General features: G+C 64.8%; 15 protein-coding genes. 5 read left to right on the top strand and 10 right to left on the bottom strand.

Features of this window, described 5'->3' with window-relative positions:
- Nucleotides 1–20 precede the first annotated feature (20 nt).
- Entirely contained in the window at nucleotides 21–989 is a 969-nt protein-coding gene (locus FHX72_RS12865) for a glycosyltransferase family 2 protein (protein WP_183625651.1), read from the bottom strand.
- Nucleotides 990–1,163: 174 nt separating this feature from the next.
- On the opposite strand from FHX72_RS12865, the gene FHX72_RS12860 reads away from it, so the two are divergent.
- The 4 genes from FHX72_RS12860 (at nucleotide 1,164) to FHX72_RS12845 (ending at nucleotide 6,217) form a co-directional block, all read left to right on the top strand.
- Nucleotides 1,164–2,198: a glycosyltransferase gene (locus FHX72_RS12860; protein ID WP_183625649.1), complete on the top strand. Its 1,035-nt coding sequence runs from the start codon at nucleotides 1,164–1,166 to the stop codon at nucleotides 2,196–2,198.
- A gap of 31 nt (nucleotides 2,199–2,229) precedes the next feature.
- Complete coding sequence (locus FHX72_RS12855) at nucleotides 2,230–4,173, top strand: glycosyltransferase family 2 protein (protein ID WP_338110131.1); 1,944 nt, start codon at nucleotides 2,230–2,232, stop codon at nucleotides 4,171–4,173.
- Between the two features lie 286 nt (nucleotides 4,174–4,459).
- Nucleotides 4,460–5,419, top strand: a complete 960-nt coding sequence (locus FHX72_RS12850; protein WP_183625647.1) for a glycosyltransferase family protein — start codon at nucleotides 4,460–4,462, stop codon at nucleotides 5,417–5,419.
- 66 nt (nucleotides 5,420–5,485) lie between these two features.
- Complete coding sequence (locus FHX72_RS12845) at nucleotides 5,486–6,217, top strand: glycosyltransferase family 2 protein (protein WP_183625645.1); 732 nt, start codon at nucleotides 5,486–5,488, stop codon at nucleotides 6,215–6,217.
- 20 nt (nucleotides 6,218–6,237) lie between these two features.
- On the opposite strand, the gene FHX72_RS12840 is transcribed toward FHX72_RS12845, so the two are convergent.
- From FHX72_RS12840 to FHX72_RS12800, 9 genes are all read right to left on the bottom strand, one after another.
- Complete coding sequence (locus FHX72_RS12840; protein ID WP_183625643.1) at nucleotides 6,238–8,346, bottom strand: glycosyltransferase family 4 protein; 2,109 nt, start codon at nucleotides 8,344–8,346, stop codon at nucleotides 6,238–6,240.
- 2 nt (nucleotides 8,347–8,348) lie between these two features.
- Nucleotides 8,349–10,595 carry an N-acetylneuraminate synthase family protein gene (locus tag FHX72_RS12835; RefSeq protein WP_183625640.1) on the bottom strand — a complete coding sequence of 749 codons (2,247 nt, stop codon included), beginning with the start codon at nucleotides 10,593–10,595 and terminating at the stop codon, nucleotides 8,349–8,351.
- Nucleotides 10,592–11,347, bottom strand: a complete 756-nt coding sequence (locus FHX72_RS12830; RefSeq protein ID WP_183625638.1) for an acylneuraminate cytidylyltransferase family protein — start codon at nucleotides 11,345–11,347, stop codon at nucleotides 10,592–10,594. Before FHX72_RS12830 ends, FHX72_RS12835 begins: the two co-directional genes overlap by 4 nt.
- Nucleotides 11,344–12,306, bottom strand: a complete 963-nt coding sequence (locus FHX72_RS12825; protein ID WP_183625636.1) for an RNA-binding protein — start codon at nucleotides 12,304–12,306, stop codon at nucleotides 11,344–11,346. The genes FHX72_RS12830 and FHX72_RS12825 overlap by 4 nt, the downstream gene beginning before the upstream one ends.
- Before the next feature lie 65 nt (nucleotides 12,307–12,371).
- Entirely contained in the window at nucleotides 12,372–13,370 is a 999-nt protein-coding gene (locus tag FHX72_RS12820; RefSeq protein WP_183625634.1) for a glycosyltransferase family protein, read from the bottom strand.
- Nucleotides 13,367–13,924, bottom strand: a complete 558-nt coding sequence (locus tag FHX72_RS19760) for an acyltransferase (protein ID WP_183625632.1) — start codon at nucleotides 13,922–13,924, stop codon at nucleotides 13,367–13,369. The genes FHX72_RS12820 and FHX72_RS19760 overlap by 4 nt, the downstream gene beginning before the upstream one ends.
- Before the next feature lie 16 nt (nucleotides 13,925–13,940).
- Entirely contained in the window at nucleotides 13,941–14,483 is a 543-nt protein-coding gene (locus tag FHX72_RS12810; RefSeq protein WP_183625630.1) for an arsenate reductase/protein-tyrosine-phosphatase family protein, read from the bottom strand.
- Nucleotides 14,483–16,084, bottom strand: coding sequence for a polysaccharide biosynthesis tyrosine autokinase (locus tag FHX72_RS19755; RefSeq protein WP_183625628.1), 1,602 nt, complete (start codon nucleotides 16,082–16,084; stop codon nucleotides 14,483–14,485). The genes FHX72_RS12810 and FHX72_RS19755 overlap by 1 nt, the downstream gene beginning before the upstream one ends.
- A 114-nt stretch (nucleotides 16,085–16,198) precedes the next feature.
- The gene (locus FHX72_RS12800; protein WP_338110130.1) at nucleotides 16,199–17,308 is read right to left on the bottom strand and encodes a glycosyltransferase; all 1,110 of its coding nucleotides are present in this window, start codon (nucleotides 17,306–17,308) and stop codon (nucleotides 16,199–16,201) included.
- Between the two features lie 233 nt (nucleotides 17,309–17,541).
- Here FHX72_RS12800 and FHX72_RS12795 point away from each other — a divergent pair, with 233 nt between their 5' ends.
- Nucleotides 17,542–18,774: an O-antigen ligase family protein gene (locus tag FHX72_RS12795; protein WP_183625624.1), complete on the top strand. Its 1,233-nt coding sequence runs from the start codon at nucleotides 17,542–17,544 to the stop codon at nucleotides 18,772–18,774.
- The last annotated feature ends 10 nt before the right edge of the window (nucleotides 18,775–18,784 follow it).

Here is an 18,784-nt window from a genome sequence, read left to right as displayed (position 1 = left end):
CCGCTCCAGCATGGCGACTCCTAGAACTTGTTGGCGGACGCGAGCACAGGGACTTGGCCATCCGGGTCCCAGGTACGCCAATGGTCGAAGCGATCGACCAGGAATGGACCGATGGGTCGCCACCCAAGATCGGCCTCCCCCTCGCCCTTGAGGAGCCGGTCCCACACCTCCTGCAGGCCATCGTCAGATAGCGCTCCCTGTGTGATCCAGTGCCCGCCGACCCCTTTGAGTGAGGACGCGGCATACGCGGCCGCTCCCTGCCTGACCTTGCGCGTGAGCTGCTCCTGGCTGCGCCAGGGAAGGTGGAGGATGCGCAGCCGGTCTTCGAGTCCGGATCCCGACCTCATCGCTGTGTGGTTGCCCATCCCGATCCAGAGGAAAGGCGACGTTCGACTCGCGACCTTTCTCATCAGATGTGGAGGTACATCCAGTCGCAGCTCGCCCTCGAGCCCCGAGAGGCGCGGGTTCTCGGCGGTGGGGAAGGCGTTGTGGATCGCGGCCTGGACACGAGTGACACCGCTGCTTCGCAAATACGCACCAACCGTGGTGCCAGGGGCAAACCAGAATTCGTCAGCGTCAAATGGGACGACCCATTCGGCTCCAGCCCGTCTGGCTCGAGATGCCAGCGCGGTCATCTTGTGGGCCTGGTAGTAGCCGGGTTCGCGGTCACGCCCGACGGAGATCGGCAGTTCCCTGCTCAGCTCCTTGAGCATCTCGTAGGTGCCGTCTGTCGAGCCGTTGTCGACGATGAGAATCCGGTCGATGTCCTGGTCGAGCATGTGACGGACAACCGAATCGATAATGTCCGCTTCGTTCTTGACCATGCTGATCCCCCACACCGAAGCAGGTGTCGTGGGGACCGCGGGAAGCTCGAACCCTCGACTCACCAGCTTCCGCTGACGCCAGTGCTCTGCGCTTGTCCAGCGCTGGACGGTCTTTCGGACGACGCTTCTGCGCGAGTCATGCCAGTCGGCCACCAGGTACTCCATGTCTTCGATCTTGCCTTGACACGTTCTGCAGATCCCCGGGGTACGAGACACGCACGACCAATCTAGCGGCCAGCTCACGGCCCACGGCGGACGGCAGGCGAGGTTCGTCCTGACGAATACCCGGTCCATTAGAGTTCACGAAGGTTCCTGCTGTCGCCTGAAAGGACTTTGCCGATGTCGAAGATCGACGTGATCGTTTCGCATCCCGGGGGAAGAGGATGGGGACAGATCGAGAACCTCGCGATCCTGGCAGCGACGGAACTCGACGCGGAACTGCATCGGCACACTGCGTCCAGCGAGTATTCGCGGATGCACGTGGCCAGGACCCTTGTCCCGCCACGACGCGATGCGAAGTCGGATCGCGTCGCGATCGTCATCGCCCCGCAGCCCGCGCACCTCAACGCGATCCTTGCCGCGCCGCACTGGCGTCAGCAGTACCGGACCGTCGTCGGCTGGGTCATCGACAGCTTCTGGACCGACCGCGTGCCGCGTGTCGCCCGAAGCACGAGCTACTACGACCATCTCTTTGTCATGGACCCGGACGACATCGAGCCGTGGAGGACGCAGACTGCCGCGACTGTCTCAGCGCTGCCATGGGGCGCCGACGTCCTCGGCATGCCCTTTTCGAGCGAGCGCACCATGGATCTGCAGCGGATCGGACGTCAGCCAGATGCCTGGGACGACGACAACGTGACGGCGGCAGCGGCAGAGGCCCTCGGACTCACGTTCGCGGGCAGACCTCCCTTCGGCAGCAACGACGAGGCGTCGGCTTCGCTCGCGGACGGTGCTGCCGCGAACGCGAAATTTGTCCTCGCGTTCTCGAACCGTGCCCACCAGAGCAGTTACACCCACCCGACACGCGAGTACGTCACCGGGCGATGGCTCGACGCGCTCGCAGCCGGAGCAAGCGTGGCGGGCATCGCACCGCGCACGGCGGTCGCGGATGCGCTGTTCTGGCCCGGCGCGTGCCTCGATTTCCCTAGCGTGGAGCTGCACGAGGGTCTCGCCGTCGTCCAGGATGCGGTTTCCGCGTGGACGCCGGACGACGCTCGCCGCAACCGCCGCCTCGCGCTCGAGCGCCTCGACTGGCGCCACCGCTTGAAGGAACTCGCAGGACGGGCCGAACTCACCACTCCGCGCCTCGACGCTTCTCTCCGAAAAGTCGCAGAAGAGGCCCGCGTGTGGGCTGAGGACGACCGCGCCTCCTGATCCGCTTGCCGCAGCGGCTACGATCATCAGCGTGTCTACTGGTGAAGAGCTTGATTGCAGCGTCGTCGTCCCGTCATATCGAGGCGCACACAGGCTCCCCAGGCTCCTGAAGCGCCTCACCGACCAGGACTTTGCCGGCACTTGGGAAGTGGTTGTTGTCCTCGACGGGCCAGACGCCCCCAGCCAGGCAGTGCTCGACGAATACCTCGATTTGCTGCCACTCCGCGTTGTTGTCCGCGATGCGAACGGCGGCGTCGCGGCAGCGATGCAGACGGGCGTCGACGCCGCGCGCGGGCGCATCATCATCCGGTGCGACGACGACCTGGCGCCTGAGCCGAAATTCATCAGCACGCACATGCGTCACCACAATACTGGCACACGAGTCGGCGTCATTGGCGCGACCCGCGACGTCTTCGCAGACACGGCCTACGCTCGCGTGTACGGACATGCCGCGAACCAGCGTGCCCTCGACAACGCGTACCAACGCACCGCCGAGCAGCGGTGGATCGGCTGGGCGGCAAACAACTCCGCACCCAAGACCTCGATCACCTCAGCCGGCGGCTTCGACGTCTCACTCTGGTACGGCGAAGACTCGGAGCTCGGCTTCCGGATGCACTCGCAGGGCCTCCCGATCGTCGTCGACCGCGACCTCGAGGTTGCCCACCACGGCCCAGCCAACTCCACCGAGTCACGTGCAGCTCGCGCGTTCGTCGCAGGTGCCTCCCGAGCCGCCTTCGAGGCGCGGCACCCGGGCGAATCGCAGGGCACCTCGGGATCTGCCTCTCAGGGCTTCGCAGCGAAGGCCTGGACAAGCGCCGTGGACACCCTGGCGGGCCGAGTGAGGCAGCGCGAAGGCTACGAGCGACTGGGCCGAGTCGCCGATGTCGCCATTCGCGTCGCGCCGGCCCGCGTCGCCGAGAAGATTGTCGCGCTCCTCGTGGAGTCCGCGGGGCAGGCAGGCAAGGCGAGCGGAGGATCCGATCTCGCTGCGTTCAGCGCGCAGAAGGACGCCGAGTTGGCGCGCGAGACTGCTCGCCTGAACGCCACCTCCTTCGCGAGAAACGATCCGCGTGACGGCATCACGATCGTCATTCCGCACTACGGCGACCCGGCTCCCACCCAAGCCCTCGTCAGCGCACTCGAGGCTCAGCGGGACGCGCCGCCAATGCGGATCATCGTCGTCGACGACAACTCGCCGAATCCCATCGACTCCGCTGGGAGCGCGCACATCGTGTACCGCGCGGAGAACGGCGGCTACGGGAGCGGCATCAACAGCGGCGCCCGACTCGCTGAACACGGCACCCTGCTGATCCTCAACAGCGATCTCGAAATCGATGAGGCGTTCATCCACGACCTTGCACACGCCGCCGCACCCGTGATGCCGGCAGTCGTCTCCCCTGACATCGTCGACGAGCACGGAGCGACGCAGTGGCCGGCCAGGCACTTCCCGAACGCACGTCAGCAGTTCGTGAGCGCCCTGAGCATCTTCGCTCGGTTCCGCGGATCACGGTGGTGGCACGAGGCAGTTGGACACGATACGCGTGCCACGCCAGGGGCAACCGTTGACGTCGACTGGGTCGTAGGCGCCGTCATGATGCTCCCGACGGACGCGTTCCGCAGCGTGCACGGTTTCGACGAAGGCTTCTTCATGAACTCTGAGGAGGTGGACCTGCAGCGTCGCCTCCGCCAACGTGGTCTGCCTTCCGTGTTCTTGGGGACGGTTCGGGCGGTCCACGAAAGCGGCGGTTCGTCCGATCCTGGCCTGCGGAGATCGTGGATGCTGAGCTCGGCGCTGCGATACGCCGGCAAGTGGGGCGAGCGCCCCGTGCGGCACCGGCTCGCCCTTGCGGCCGCCGCTGCGATCAACTTCCCCGTCAATGCGACCAGGCAGGCGGCGGGTCGAGACCTCGACGCGCTGGGCACCCTCCGTCGTGAGTTCGGATACGCACTGCTGCCGCCACGACGCGTGCGGTAATCCCGTATCACTCACATCCTGGCGAGTTTGTACGCGGTATTCTCCGGGTGTTCATAGGGGTGATAGTCGGAGACTTGCGTCGGAGTGATCGGTTGTGGTCGACTTCATGTGACGCATCCCTCGCGTCATTTCGATTGCAGAGAATTCGATGCACTCGGATTGCCACGCATGCTGTTCAGCACTGCCTGGCGCGTCGCCGACTATCCCGCGCCGTGAGGTCCCAGCCTTCCGGACCGACCGTAGACCCCAGTCCACGGCCGGCCCGCACGCGCAGAGAGCCACCCCCATGCGCATCAACATCGTTCACGCTGTCCCACGTATCTCCGAAGCCTTCGGTGAAGACGGAATCGATCACGACGGTTTTTCCGCGGCCATCGAGTTGATCGCCCAGCACCACGACGTGACCTGGCTCAACATCCACCCCTATAACGACGACGCCGAGTCCCAGGCCGCCCGCATCGCCGACGCGGACTTCGTCCTCGTACGAAGCGACTGGCTCTGGTATCCGGCGCAGGCAACCGACCGTGCCCTCTGGAATCGCCCGGAGATCCCCGTCGGCCTCCTCATCGCCGGGTCGACGCTGCCGCCGAGCCCAGAGCAGATGCGCCGGTTCGACGTCATCTTCTACGAGACGCCCTGGTACGAGCAGTTCACCGGCGCGCACCCGTTCGCCGTCCAGGCCTTCGGGGTCGACACACGCGTCATGCGGGTCACAAACGCGGGAGACCGGGAATTCGACTGGCTCATGGTCGGTCGCCTCGCCGCGTTCAAGCGCCCCGAGCGAATCCTTGGGAAGACCGGGCTCCGCCTGGCGGTCGGCGACCTGGCATCGGCGAAGCCGGAACTCGTAGCGGCGCTCCACGACGGTGGTGTTGCGATCTCGTCGTACCAGTCCCACGAGAAGCTCGCTGCGCTCTACAACGACGCGAAGAACGTTCTTGTGCCCTGCATCCTTCAGGGCGGCGGTGAGCGCGCTGTGCTCGAGGGGAGGGCCTGTGGTTGCACGATCGAGATCGCGGACGACAACCCGAAGCTAGCCTCCCTACTGACCTCGCCGATCTGGTCCCACGAGGTCTACGCCGAGCGGTTGCAGAGCGCGATCGAGGAAGTTGTCGCCGGACGGCAGATCGCGGCGGACGTGAAGCGACGGGGTCAGAAAGCCCGCCGCAGGGCCGTCATCGCCGACAAGGTTCGCCGCCTCCCGAGCACGATCGGCATCCGCCTGCGCAACCTCGCGAAGCGCTAGCGCCAGCTCATTCTTCTGAACGGACATTCGTCCTCTTTCGGCCCATCAGCACAACCAGGAGTTCTCTTGCGCGAGCGTTTTTCCGTAATCATCCCGACGCTCCAGCGATCACCATTACTGGAGGAAATGCTCCCCCGCTATCTTGAGCACCCCCTCGTTGGCGAAGTAATTGTCATCAATAACGCACAGGCCACCCTTTCACACACGCACGAAAAGCTCCGCGTGCTCCAGCAGGACGAGAACATCTTCGTGAATCCTGCCTGGAATCTCGGTGCCACCGAAGCCGTGTTTCCCCTGCTAGCCATAGCCAACGATGATCTCAGCTTCGACCTGCAGATCCTGGACAAAGCATCCGATTGGTTGAGCACTCGTGCTTGGGGAATGATCGGGCCCCACGAGAACTGCTTCGATCCGCGCACACCTATTGGGCCAAGACTTCGGCCTACATTCTTGAGGGACTCAGGATTCGGCACGCTCATGATGATGAGGAAGGAAAACTACGTCAGCATTCCGGAAAACCTGCTCGTTTGGTTCGGTGATGACTTCCTTTTCAACTCGCAGAAATTGCGCAACGCGACCTTTTCAGGTCTCTTCATCGAGACCCCCATGTCTGTGTCCTCCGGTGATGCTGCGTTCAACCCGCTGCGAGATTCCGACGCGGCCAACTACGTCCAAAACGTCCCCGATACGCTTCGTCGAAGCTTCCCCTCGCGACGCTTCGTCGCAGAGAGAGCCCGTGCCGTACGCGACCGGTACCGCCGCCTGAGGCGGTTGGCTCGTCGCATAATCAAAGGCTAGGGTTTCACAGCCCTTGGGCTTCAATACGCAGTCACACCCCTGAGCATCGCATTTACGTTCTCGATGCCTGCCTGAATGCTGAACTCCTCCATCCAGCGCTCGAAGTTGGCATCCACACTGACGTAGAGTCCGCGAGCATGCTTCGCGAGGAGCATTTGAGCGAGTGCCTCTGAGTCGCCCGCAGGAAATACGTCTGATCGGTCGCTCACGAGCGCCGGCAGCGCCCCGGCATCACTCACCGTGACTGGGACCCGAGCCGACATCGCCTCGGTCACAACCAGCCCGAACGGTTCCTGCCAGACAGATGGCACAACCAGGAGGTCGATGCTGGCGAGGAACTCATCGCGCGCGACCCACCCGGCGAACTCGACCAAGCCATCGACCGTGGCAAGCGCAGCCTCGACGGCGTACTGAGCATCTGCAGCAACGAAGCGAGGCTCCCCCGCCATGCGGAGACGGAACTCGCCTGGGTGGCGATCCTCCAGGATGCGCAGGGCCTCGGCAAGTACGGGCACGCCCTTGTCGACGGAGAACCTGCCGAGGAAACCGAGCACCAATGGGACACCGGCATCGCGGCGGGGCGACTCGAGCACAACCTGAGCAGACCAGTTCGGGAGCACCGTGGCCCCGGGGAAGACTTCGCGCATGGACTCGGACGGGACGATCGTTACAAGGGTTCCCGCACGCGCGATCACCGCGGCGGCCTGCTGCGCTCGGCTCGGACGCTGGTGGAAGTGGACGATGCGATCCGGACGCGTGGCCGTCGCAAGCGCTGGCACGAGCCCGTTGCACCAGAGCACGCCCTTGCGCTCCGTTCGGTCCCAGTCACGGAGCGCGACCATCCACTCTCTTCGGTTCGACGCCTCGAGTTCGACCGTGTCAAATCCGGCCTCGCGCGCCTCGGAGACAAGCGCCCCAGGCTCGGACGGGCCGACGACGGTGACGCCGACGCCCAAGTCGCGGAGCACCTGCGCGATGCTGAGCAGCATCACCTCTCCCCCGCCGATGTCGCCGTTGTTCGTGGCGATCGTGATGTGCTCCGGGAGGTGCGGCGGCTCATAGACCGGGCTGCCTGCCGCGGTCCTGTACACGTCGGCGATCCTCGAGGTCATCTCGCCAACTGTCAGCCAGGAGTCCAGGCGCGTGACGGCGTTCTCGTCGAGGAGGGCATCTGCAACCTCTTGAATGTCATCCGCGTCAACGAGACCTCGCGGGTCCACGATCTCGGGGTTCCCACCCACGCGTGAAGCCACGACTCGCATACCCCGGTTCGCCGCGTCCAGCAGCGAATACGAGCAGTTCTCCCACACGGAGAGTTGCGCGAGCACGTCCGCCTCTGCCATCGCCGCTTCCGGATCGACGAACCCCGGGAACGCGACGGCGTGGTCAACGCCGAGTTCCTCTGCGAGGGCCTTGAGCTCAGCTTCGAGCTCACCGACTCCAGCGACGGTGAGCCGCGCATCCGGCTTCCGCTCAAGCACAAGCTGGAAGGCTCTCAGGAGCTGCGGAATGCGCTTCTCCGGCGAAAGACGCGCAAGCGCCAAGATGCGCAGAGGACCACCGGGTTCGCGCGGCACAGCTGCAACCGGGTCGACGCCGTTGAGGATCACGGTGATGTCCTGCTTGGGTGACCATTTCTCGATCATGGCCTGCTTTGTCGCCTCCGCGACGGCGATGGCGGCGTCAAACTGGCGCAGCCGCGCGCTGTGCACTGCGGCCATGAGCCGGGACTTCGCGGCGTTGCCGTGATACACGCGGTCGTCGCCCGCGATGCCGTGCTCGGTGGTCACGCGGATGACTCCACGAGGCATCGGAGTCGTAGCCACGATTACGTCCGCGTACGAGAGATGCGAGTGGACAACAGCGGGTTTCAGTCGCGAGACCGCAGTGCGAAGCGTCCGGACCGAACGCGAGAACCCCGCATCCGGGCCGAACTTCCCAACCGCCACCTGAACACCGGCGTCCCTGAGCCGCTGGACCAGCGGCCCCTCTGGGCAGAGCACGGCGAGCCGGTAGCCGGGGATGCCCTCACGCACCACGTCAAGCACATGGCGTGCGACTCCGCCGAGGTCGGCAACCGGGACAACCCACAGGCTGAGCGGGTCGCCGACCTTGGCGTTGTTGGTCATGCCTAGAGCCACTTCTCGAGACGGTCGAGTGCCGTCCAGAATCCCTGGCCGTTGTTGATGTGGCCCTGCCAGATCTCCGGGATGAACGGGGCGTTTGGCGTGTACTCGTTCAGCTGGCCTGCGAGGAGCGGCCAGTCGATCTCGCCCTCGCCGACCTGCACGCCCTCGCCGTCGACGCCCTTGGCGTCGACAAGGTGCAGGTGGATGCTGTGCGGCGCGAGCAGGTCGGTGAGCTCCGAGAACGGGACACCGACGAAGTTCGCGGCGAGCTTCGAGTGCGAGACGTCGAACGTGAGCTTGGTGCCTGTCCGCTCACAGAACTCTGCAGTGTCGCGCGGGTCGACAAAGAGGTTGCAGAACTGCTGACCGCCCATGAACCACGGGAACGGCGGCAGGGTCTGCGCGCCGATCTGCACACCCTCAGCGTCGAGTCGAGCAAGCGCAGCCTCGATGCGGTCGTACATGGCGCGACGTTCGTGCGGCTCGACATGCTTGTCAGTCGTGATGCCACCCATCGTGACCACGATGATGGGCTCCGTCGACTTCAGGAACCACTTCTTCAGCGATCGCGTGGTGTCGATAGTGCGCTGCACCTCGCGGATCGACCTTTCCCAGTGCTCGTCGTCGAACGACGCGAGGTCGACGATGAAGTCCCCCGAGTACAGGTCGGGGAGGTGCGTCGTGAAGTCCATGTCGAGCGGCTCGGTGAAGACCGAGTCCGGGTCGATCTCGAGGTCCTTGTAGGAGAAGTGGAACTCCAGGAAGTCGGGCGTCGCGTCCTTGATGAAGGTCTTGTAGTCGTGGTACCGGATCGGCAAGCCCCACGGGCGGTCGAACTGGAAGTCGCGGCCAACAGGGGCGGTGTCAGTCAGGTCGCCGTCGAAGAAGAAGTCGCCTGCATCCATCGCGCGGTTCGTCGTACGACCGACCAGGTCGCCGAGACGGTTGGGCTGGAGGCCGCGACCCGGGCTCTTGATGTCGATGTCCTCGAGCTTCAGCACCTCGCCAAGCGCGATGGCTCGCTTCGCGACAAGCGACTTGGCCAGGTTCGTGCGGTTCATCGCCTCGCCGGTCGAGACCTCGCGGGGACCGTTGCTTCCGATGGCGCTCTCGACCTCACGGATCTGCTCCACCATCTGCCGGAACTCGTCCGGGAGCAGCGAGACCTTGTGGTCGACGCCCTCCATCGTGCGGTCGATCGTGAAGTGCTTCTCGATGATGCGCGCGCCCCGGGCGACCGCGGCGATCGGCACATGCCAGCCGCGCTCGTGTCCCGAGTAGCCGACAATGCTCTCGCCGATCTCCTTGAGACGGTCGAGGTAGGCGAGGTTGACGTCCTTGTAAGGCGCCGGGTAGGTCGACTGGCAGTGCAGGAGAGCGAAGCTCGACCCGAGCGAGCGCATGAGGCCGACGGTCTCGAGGATCTCGGCTTCGCGGGACATGCCCGTCGAGAGGATCATCGGCAGGCCGCGCGAGCCTGCGTCACGCAGCAGCTCGTGGTTCGTGAGGTCGGCCGACGCGATCTTGAGGCCGTCGATGCCGTAGTCGACAAGCGCCTGCACGCTGTTTGCGTCCCAGGGCGTGCACATGAGGTCGACGCCGCGGTCGCGCGCGTGGTCGAAGACCTTGAAGAGCTCCTCGGCAGGCAGCGAGAAGCGCGAAAGCAGGTTGAGCGTGTACTGCGCGCCGAGGTCTTCACCGGCGCTGGACCCGCCCGACTGGCGGTAGAGCGAGTCGAGGTCACGAAGCTGGAACTTGACGGCGTCGGCGCCAGCGTCTGCGGCAAGGTCGACGAGCTCCTTGGCCAGGTCGACGGAGCCGTTGTGGTTGATGCCGATCTCTGCGATCAGGAACGCCGGCTTGCCGTCACCGATCTCGTGGTTGCCGATGCGGAGCACATCCGTGCGATCGATGGTGACCGCGACGAGGTGGTTGGTCTCGTCGACCAGCGGAAGGTGGGTGACCCCGCCGTGACCGAGCAGCGGAGCGAGGTCGGCAGGCGTGGACTCAGCCGGCGCGGTCCGAACCTGACGGTTCGAGACCTCGACGCAGCTGACGTCAAGGGAAGCGGTGGGGTTCGCGACGATCCAGCGGCGGAAGTCGCCGTCAGACAGGGAGCCCTGGAGGCGTCCGTGCTCGTCGACGCAGAACACGATGCGCTGCTGGTTGGCGCTGATCTTCTGGAGGCCGACAACGATGGGGTCTTCGGCGAAGACGATGTATGGCGTGAGGTTGCGCTCGATGATCACTGAGCGGGGTCCTTGTCTGTTGTTGTTGCTGATTCTGATGACCCAGCGGTGGCCGCGTCAGTGTGGAGGTTTGTGAGCTGATGGTCGGCGATCGAGAGGTCGAGCATCGTGTCGATGTCGACGCCCTCTCGTTCGTCCATCTCGAAGAGTCCGATCTTGCCGCCGAGGCGGTTGTGGAGCGTTTCGTAGATCTCGGTCTTGGTGATGTACAGCGAGCCGGTCTCCCGGTAGAACATCTGTGTGCGCCCGAGCTCTTGGCGGCGCGGCCGAGCATCCACGGTGAAGTGCGCGCGCGGCTGATCATCGTCGCCCGGTCCGTGCTGCCAGAGGAAGGGAGCCTGAGGGACGACGCCGACCATGGAGTCGACTCCGCTCGTCTGGAACTGCGCGATGGCACGATCAAGCGTCCCGGGCAGCCGCAACGGCGATGTCGCCTGCAGCAGCATGACCGCATCGGGTCGCCGGCTTGCGGCCGTGTACTCCGCAATCGCGTGTTCGATCACTGGCTCTGTCGCGGTCGTGTCCTCCGCGAGGTGCGCGGGGCGAAGCCACGGCACGTCGGCGCCGGCAGCTCGAGCGATAGCGGCCAGCTGTTCGTCGTCGGTTGAGACGAGGACGTTCATCTCAGGCCGCGCGGCCAATGCCTGCTCAACGGTCCACGCGAGGAGCGGCTTGCCGGCAACGCGGCGCGCGTTCTTGCCCGGGATGCCCTTCGAGCCTCCCCGGACTGGGATGACGCAGAGGATCCTCATGCGGCTCCCTCCAGAATTCGCGCGAGACTCGCGGCTATCGACTGTGCTGGTTCTGTCTGGGGAACAGGCGGGGCGGGCGTTGGCTCCGCACCCCACTGGGAGAGACCATAGCGCTCCCAGAAGTCCTGCACCCAATCGGGTGCGTCGGCGCAGGTCACCCAGGCCCGTTCGCCAGATGCTGCCGCTTCCAACACTCCCGTGGAGAAGACTGAGACAACCGGACGGTGCAACTCTCCGAGCGGCAGGCCTGAGTTCTCGAACTGAACTCCTCGCCGCCGCCATACGTCGTGTTGGATACGGGAGAGGCGGTCGGTCTCCGAAGGGTGCGGTCGATACTCGGCCCCGGTTTCGCGGCAGAACCCCTGAGCCGTTGCCGCTGAGATTCGACGCGGGAGCTCCGCGCCGTGCAGTTGACCGAGGAAAACCGGCTTCGCGTCGGGAGATGAGGCGACGCCGTTTCTACGCTGGGCAGCGTTCCACAGGATCTGGGCCCCGACGACCTCGTGACTGACGTCACCCCGACCGGATTTCCAGAACTCTGCATCCGCATCGGAGAAAGCGAGCAGGTGCGTGTTGTGCGCGAGGGGCGGCGCCAGCGGAGTCATCAGGCCGTGCTGGGCTACGACGAAGCGTGCCCCGAGGGCTCTGCTCCATTCGTAAGCGAGCTCGCCCGCTGGGAGATAGTTGCCGGCCGAGAACACTGCGCGGAGCCCGCGAAGGCTGTCGGGCAGGGCACGACCGCTGACTCGAGTGGCAGTCCAGTCCCCTTCGAGCAAGTGGCTCACGTCGCTCGGGGCGAGCACTGCGATCTGTTCGTCGCCCAGGAGGCGAAGTGGCGCCGTGTAGGCGGCGATGGTGCTCGGCTTCGGCGCTTCGATGGGTACCAGGAGTCGCGGTTCGGGACCATTCGTCAGGAGAACAAACTCGGGCGCCTCGGCGGGGCGCCTGAGTCGCCTCATAACCTGGTTCTTCAGGGAACGCGACGCCTGCCAGCGGTGCCACGCTTCGAGGTCATCGCTGAATTTCAGGCCCACATGGCCTCCAGGTTTCGTGCGCGGTGGATCAGCGTGTGCTCCGCGAGCGTTCGTTTCTGTCCGGCCGAACGGATGCTTGCCGCCCATCCGGCATCGACCTGCGCCCTGCGTGCGGACTCGACGATGTCGTCCACGGAGTCGAACACGAGGACCTCGCTTCCGACGTCGTAGAAGGCACTGACGTCAGCGCGGTCGATGAGCTCGAGGGCGCCAACCCCGGCGGCCTCGAACGTTCGCATCGTGAAGCCGTCCTGGTTCGAGTGCACGTTGAGTGTCGCGAGGCTTCCGGCCATGACGCCGTACGCGGCCGCGCGGTTGAGGTCTCCGCCTGCCGGAACCCCTGCTCCGCGGAGGCGACGAGTGCGGGCGACGTCCCAGATTCGGCGCGACCATTCTCGCCCGTACGCGCGAACGGGGACACCCGACGATTGGATGCCCGCCATGAGCGCCTCGCGATTGGGGTAGCGAGCGCCGACAAGAGTGACGGCGGATGAAGGCACCGGCGAGAACCCGAGCAGCGAGTCATATCCGAGCGGGACATGAGTTGCTTGAACGCCCGCGGTCTGCAGTGCCTCGACGTCGTGCTGGCTGTAACTAGCCACCGGGCCGACGCTCGCGAGGAACTCGAGCGTGTACCGAGTACGACGTATCTCGTCATAGAGCCAGAGCACGCTAGGGAGGCGGCTCTGCTGCAGCGCGTCCCACCAGGCAGCACCTAGCTGGTCGCCCTTGATGACCACAACCGCGTCGAAGTTCCCCGAACGGAGACGCTCGACGGCTTGCCTCGTCGCCTGGTCCTCGGCGGCACGCCAGCGGAGGCCCTCGGGCAGATCGTGCAGGAGCTTGTTCTGGGCGCGCCTCGCCAACGTCGAATGCTCGTCGTAGCGGTGCGTCGTGACCTCGGCCCCCAACGCCTCGAAGGACGCGGCGACGGCGCTCCAGTAGCCGTGGAAGCCTGGGCTGACCAGCAGGACGCGGCGGCGGGTCACTGGGTCGTGCTCGGGTCAGGGGAGACGATGCGGGCAGGAACTCCAGCGGCTGTAGCCCCGGCAGGGACGTCGCGGGTGACAACTGCCCCCGCGCCGATGATTGCTCCGTCGCCGATGGTCACTCCGGCCACGACGATCGCCCGCTGACCGATGAAGCAGTTGGCGCCGATGGAGATCGGAGCTCCTGGCACCAGCGACTTGTCGTCGCTCATGTCGTGCCCGCCTGAACTGACGAGCACCCCGTCGGCGAGCAGACAGCCGGGTCCGATAGTGACGCCACCAACCGCGTGCACGTGCACGTCGTGACCCATGTAGACGCGGTCGCCGATCGCGATGCTCGCCCCCTGCTCGGCCTCGAGCCATGAGCCTTCGTAGATCGCGCAGTCGCGCCCGATGCGGATGCGCTCGACGCCTCGGAGGCGGAGGGGCTTGACGATGACGCTGCCCGCACCGAAGGCCGCGAAGGCCTTGCTGAACACGAGGCGGGACGCCGCGACGCCGATCCGCCAGCGGATGGACGGCGGTGCCTCAGTGAGGAAGCGTGCGATGTTCACGTTTCGTCCTTTGAAGTCAGTCCGTCTGCAGACGGGGTGGCCGAGCTACGGCGTCGATACCAGGAAGGATAACCGCTAGGAGGGCATCGATCTCTGCCACGGCTTGCTCAGCCACAGCCGGGCCGCGACCGTACGGGTCGGCGAAATCGATATCGCCGCCTGGCGGAGTCTTATGGCTGGAAAGGTAGGAAATCGGAGCAACGCGCCGCGGAGCGGTTTGCAGGAGCGTTGCCGCGCTTCGAATCGTGAAGGTCTTCTTAACAGACTTCGGCCACTCGCTCAGCATCCACGACCGATGCGTTCCCTCGAACGCCAGCACCAGGTCCGCAGACTGAAGCATTGAGGCATCAACCTGCCTGGCCACGTGGCCGGAAGTGTCGACCCCGTGGCCGTGGACGGCCTGTGCGATGGTCGGGTCGATGTCCTCACCGACCAACGCGCGCACTCCAGCGCTCGAGACCTGCCAGTCGTTGTCAGCACCAAGTCGTTCGCGTGCGAGGAACTCAGCCGCCGCTGATCGCGCGATATTGGCGTGGCAGACGAAGAGCAGACTCGGCACTAAGCGCCTCGACGCGAGCGTCGACTTGGCAGCTCGGCCTCCGGTGCCGTCTGGGCGGGGGCCGTGGGTACCTGCTCAGGGGCTACTTCAGGAGCGGCCGACCCCTGAGCCTGCCCAATCTTCGGTCGCGAGGGAGCAAGCGACTGGCGAGCGGGCGCACTGGGTGCCTCTGCCTGGAGCCCGAAGGCCTCGGCGGGGTCGTCCGTTGCCTTGCCCTTGACCGACTTGAGCACTGGCATGCCCTTCTTGTCGGCCGTGACGTAGTAGCTGCGGTTCCTGCGGTACTCGTAGCCGTCTGCAGTGTCGCGAGGCGGCACCATATTGAGCACGGTACCCAGCAGACGACCGTTGACCTGGTCGAGCATGTCTCGAGCGGAAGCCACATCTTCGCGGCGCGTGCGCCCTGCTGTCGCAACGAGCACAACACCGTCAACGCGGGTCGAGAGCACGGCGGCGTCCGTGACGGGCAGCAGCGGCGGCGCGTCGATGACAACGATGTATTCGGTCGAGAGCAGTTTGATGATCGACTTCATCGCCTCGGACCCGAGCATCTCCGACGGGTTCGGGGGGATGCGACCAGACGGCAGCACGTAGAGGCCGGGGATCTTGGATGCGACAAGCGCGTCCTCGAGCGAGACCTGTCCGCTCAGCACCTCGCTGAGTCCGACTTTGCCGTCGATGCCGAGGACCGTCGCGACAGTCGGGCGTCGGAGGTCAGCGTCGATGAGGATGGTCGGAGTGTTCGACTGCGCGAGCACCTGAGCCAGCGAGGTCGCGATCGTCGACTTTCCTTCACCAGCGTTGGCACTGGTGACGACGAAGGAGCGAATCTCCTCGTCGATACTGGCAAATCGCAAGTTTGTGCGGAGGCGGCGGAACGACTCGGCGGCGATCGCGTCGGCGTCGTTCGTACCTCGGTTCTTGCCCATGAGCTGTGGTGACTTCGGGATGCGGCCGAGGGCACCGACCCGGGCTGCGGCCGCGAGGTCCTTCGAGCTGCGCACCTTGACGTCGAGCGCCTTGCGGAGGAAAACGAAGGCGTAAGCGAGAATGAGGCCGATACCGCCGCCGATGATTAGGTTATTGCGGAGGTTGGGGCTCACTGGGGTCGTGGGTTCGGTGGCATCCTCGAGGGGGAACACCGTGACGTTGGACACACCCCCACCCATCTGCGTCTCCATGTCGGTGATGACATCAGCCATCGCCTGAAGCGCGCCGTTTGCCAGCGCGACCGCTGAGCTCGGGGAACCTGCAGTCGCGTTCACCTGAATGAGTTCACTGTTCGGCGCGACTACAGCGGACAGACGGCCGTTGAGAGTCTCGCCCTCGGCGAGCCCTGAGTTCGGGTTGGCAGCGATCTTGTCGTAGACGGGCTTGCTGTTGATCAGCGCCAAATAGCTGTTCGCCTTCGCGATCGACGCTTCCGAGCCGCTGAAGAAGCCGTCAGTGGGGCCGGAGACCACGTAGCCAGAGGAGGACGCCGCGAAGACATGAGGCTGAACCTGGGTGTAGCCGAAGGCTGCGATGAGGCCGACGATGACGCCAATGGCCAACGTCTTCCAGTTCCGGCCCGTAAGCCGAAGGAAGTCAAGTACGGTCACGCCGCAACCCTCTCTCTACACAACAATTCGCGCCCGGGGCATGGTGCCCGCGGACGCGAGGAGATTCCACAGTAGCAAGTTCATCACGATTGGCAAACGGTCGAGGAGACACAGTCATGCTCCCGCGCGTGCCAGGGTCTCATCTACGAGTTTTTGGAGCTTTCGAGCGAACGCCTCTTCCGAGAACTCGCGGGCGTGTTCCTTGATGCGAGTCACGTCCCAGACGTCGAAGCGCGAGGCTGCGATCGCCGCGGCGATGCTCTTCGCATCGGCCGCGTCGAAGAAACGGCCCGTCACGCCTTCGGCCACGGTGTCGAGGTAGCCGCCGGCTCGGAGCGCGATGCTCGGTTTACCCCATGCTGCAGCCTCAACCACGGTGAGACCGAAGTCCTCGAAAGATGGCGCGACGAGGGCACGGCTCCGAGCGTACAGCCAACGAAGCTCCTCATCGCTGATGCCCGACACAAGCCGGACGTTGTCGGGGAGGGAGGCTACAAGGTCAGCTCGCTGAGGGCCGTCTCCGACGATCACCAATCGCTCGTTCGGCAGCGAGGCGACGGCCGCGATCGCTTTGTCCACGTTCTTGTACGGCATGAGACGGGAGACCAGCAGCAGGTGCCCACCGTCGCCGACGAAGTCCTCGAGGCCGACGGCCGGTACACGCGGGCCGTTGATGTTGACGCTCTGCGCGGGGTACACAACCTCCGACTCGCGCCCGTAGACGGTCCGAACCCGCTCGCGGATCGCAGAGGAGTTTGAGACGTAGGTTTCGACGCGCTTCGCTGCACGCTGATCCCAGGCTCGGAGGAACGGCGACAGGAAGCGCAACCCGAGCGCACGGAGAGAAAGCGGCCCAGCATCCCCGAGGTATTGCTCGGGTAGGTAGAGGAAGCGCGCTGGCGTGTTGCAGTAAGCGATCATCTGCCCGTTGGTCTTGAATCCGTGCGCCCAGCCTGTGGTCGATGCCAGCACCACGTCGGCGTCGATGTGAATGCCGGAACTGGCTGGCGCAAGGAATGGGAGCGCCTTGCGGTGATCTCTGCGGAAGGCACTGAACCTGTTGATGGGCGATACGACGATGTCGAGGTCCTTGAACTCCGGATACGTCGCGTCGGGCTCATACAGCGTCGTATAGATACGGGCGTCCGGAAAAGCGTGATGCATCGAGAGAAGCAGCCGCTCGGCACCCCCACGCTGTGTGATGTAGTCGTGGGCAATTGCCACTCGAGGTCGCTGACGAGTCTCGGCACGCGCGCGAGCGCTCCTGCTTTCAGCCATCAAGAAGCCACCAGACTCGTGAACCTGCTCCACGTCGATGCTGCCATTTTAGGGCTTGAACCCGGATATGGACTCGATCGCAAACTATGTGAAGGTCAAGTGCTCCAAGCCTTACCCCCCGGTCAGACTTGTCGCGGTGCTGTTGGTCAGCACTAACAAGACACCGTAGCATCGAGTCTGTGACAGACACTGCGACCGATACGAAACCGACCGGGAAGACGACCGAGTTCTTCCGCGATTCCTTCGCAGCGGTCGGCAACACGCGCATCATCGACGCAGTCCTGATGTTCATGTTCGTGCTTCGCGACGACTTACTCGGGATCGGCTTCACCGTTAACGATCTCGCGGGAGTCGCGCTCGTCGGCATCTCCATGTTCCGGCGCCCCGAACGGTCTCTCGAGGGCGCGCGTTGGTTCCCTGTCATCTGCATCTGCATCGTCGCCTACCTGGGCATTGTCGCCGTACTGACAGGCCCGACCGATGCCGATGCCACGCGCCTTGTGCGAATCGTGACGATGATGCTGCTCGCGGGGTTCATCGCGAGCGGTCGCATTGACATCGTCTCCGGCCTCAAAGGTTTCGGCGTGGGCCTGGCCGTGAATATCCCCCTCTTCTACGCAGGCATAGCGCCGCGGCCCTACGGCAGCCTGCTCACGGGTTACCTGACCGATAAGAACGTGGCCGGCCTCACCTACGCAGTCATGACAGTGCTGCTTCTGCTCATCGTGAAGCGCACCTGGGTGAAAATCCTCCTCGTTGCCGCGGGAGGCGGCGCAGTCGTCCTGACGGATTCACGTACGTCGATGGCCGCCCTGGCAGCTGGCATCATCTGGCTCCTGATCGCGCGCCATCTCGGGCCGTTCTTCCGAATCTGCCTCGCCGCGCTCCTTTATTGGGCGTTCCTCTACATCGAGACTAACTTCGCGCAAGCCGGTCAGTACGCTGACCGTTCCGGTTCTGACGCCCTGCGCGAGCGTATCGATGCTGCCTCACTAGACAAGGTCCTCGCCGCCCCCTGGTATGGGCACGGACTCGGCGAAGCGACCACTGAAGTCGCAGGCGACCGCTGGTTCTTCCACAACTCGTACTGGGGTCTGCTGGCCGAGGGCGGGTATCCGCTCCTCCTGGCATTCCTCGCGCTCATAGCGTTCGCAGGTTTCCAGTTCATGGCAAAGGGAAAATCCACGCTGGATGCTCGCATAGTCGAGGCGGCCGCCGTCGTGACCCTGCTATGCGCCTCTCGCCTCGGCGAAGTCTTCATTACTCAGCCGAGCTTCATCATGATCGGCCTCGGGATGGCGATCGCTCTTCGGCGCCACGATACCTGGAAGACGGAACAGCACCAGTTGTTGATGTCGGCCCCTGCAGTTGAGTTGGCCTTCCGCAGCCGACGACCCGCAAACTCTCAGTGAGCAGTTCACC

This window comes from Pseudoclavibacter helvolus (assembly GCF_014191305.1).
Taxonomy (GTDB): Bacteria; Actinomycetota; Actinomycetes; order Actinomycetales; family Microbacteriaceae; genus Pseudoclavibacter; species Pseudoclavibacter helvolus.
The sequence above is the reverse complement of the archived record's forward strand: the minus strand, read 5'-3'. Positions and strand labels throughout refer to the sequence as shown.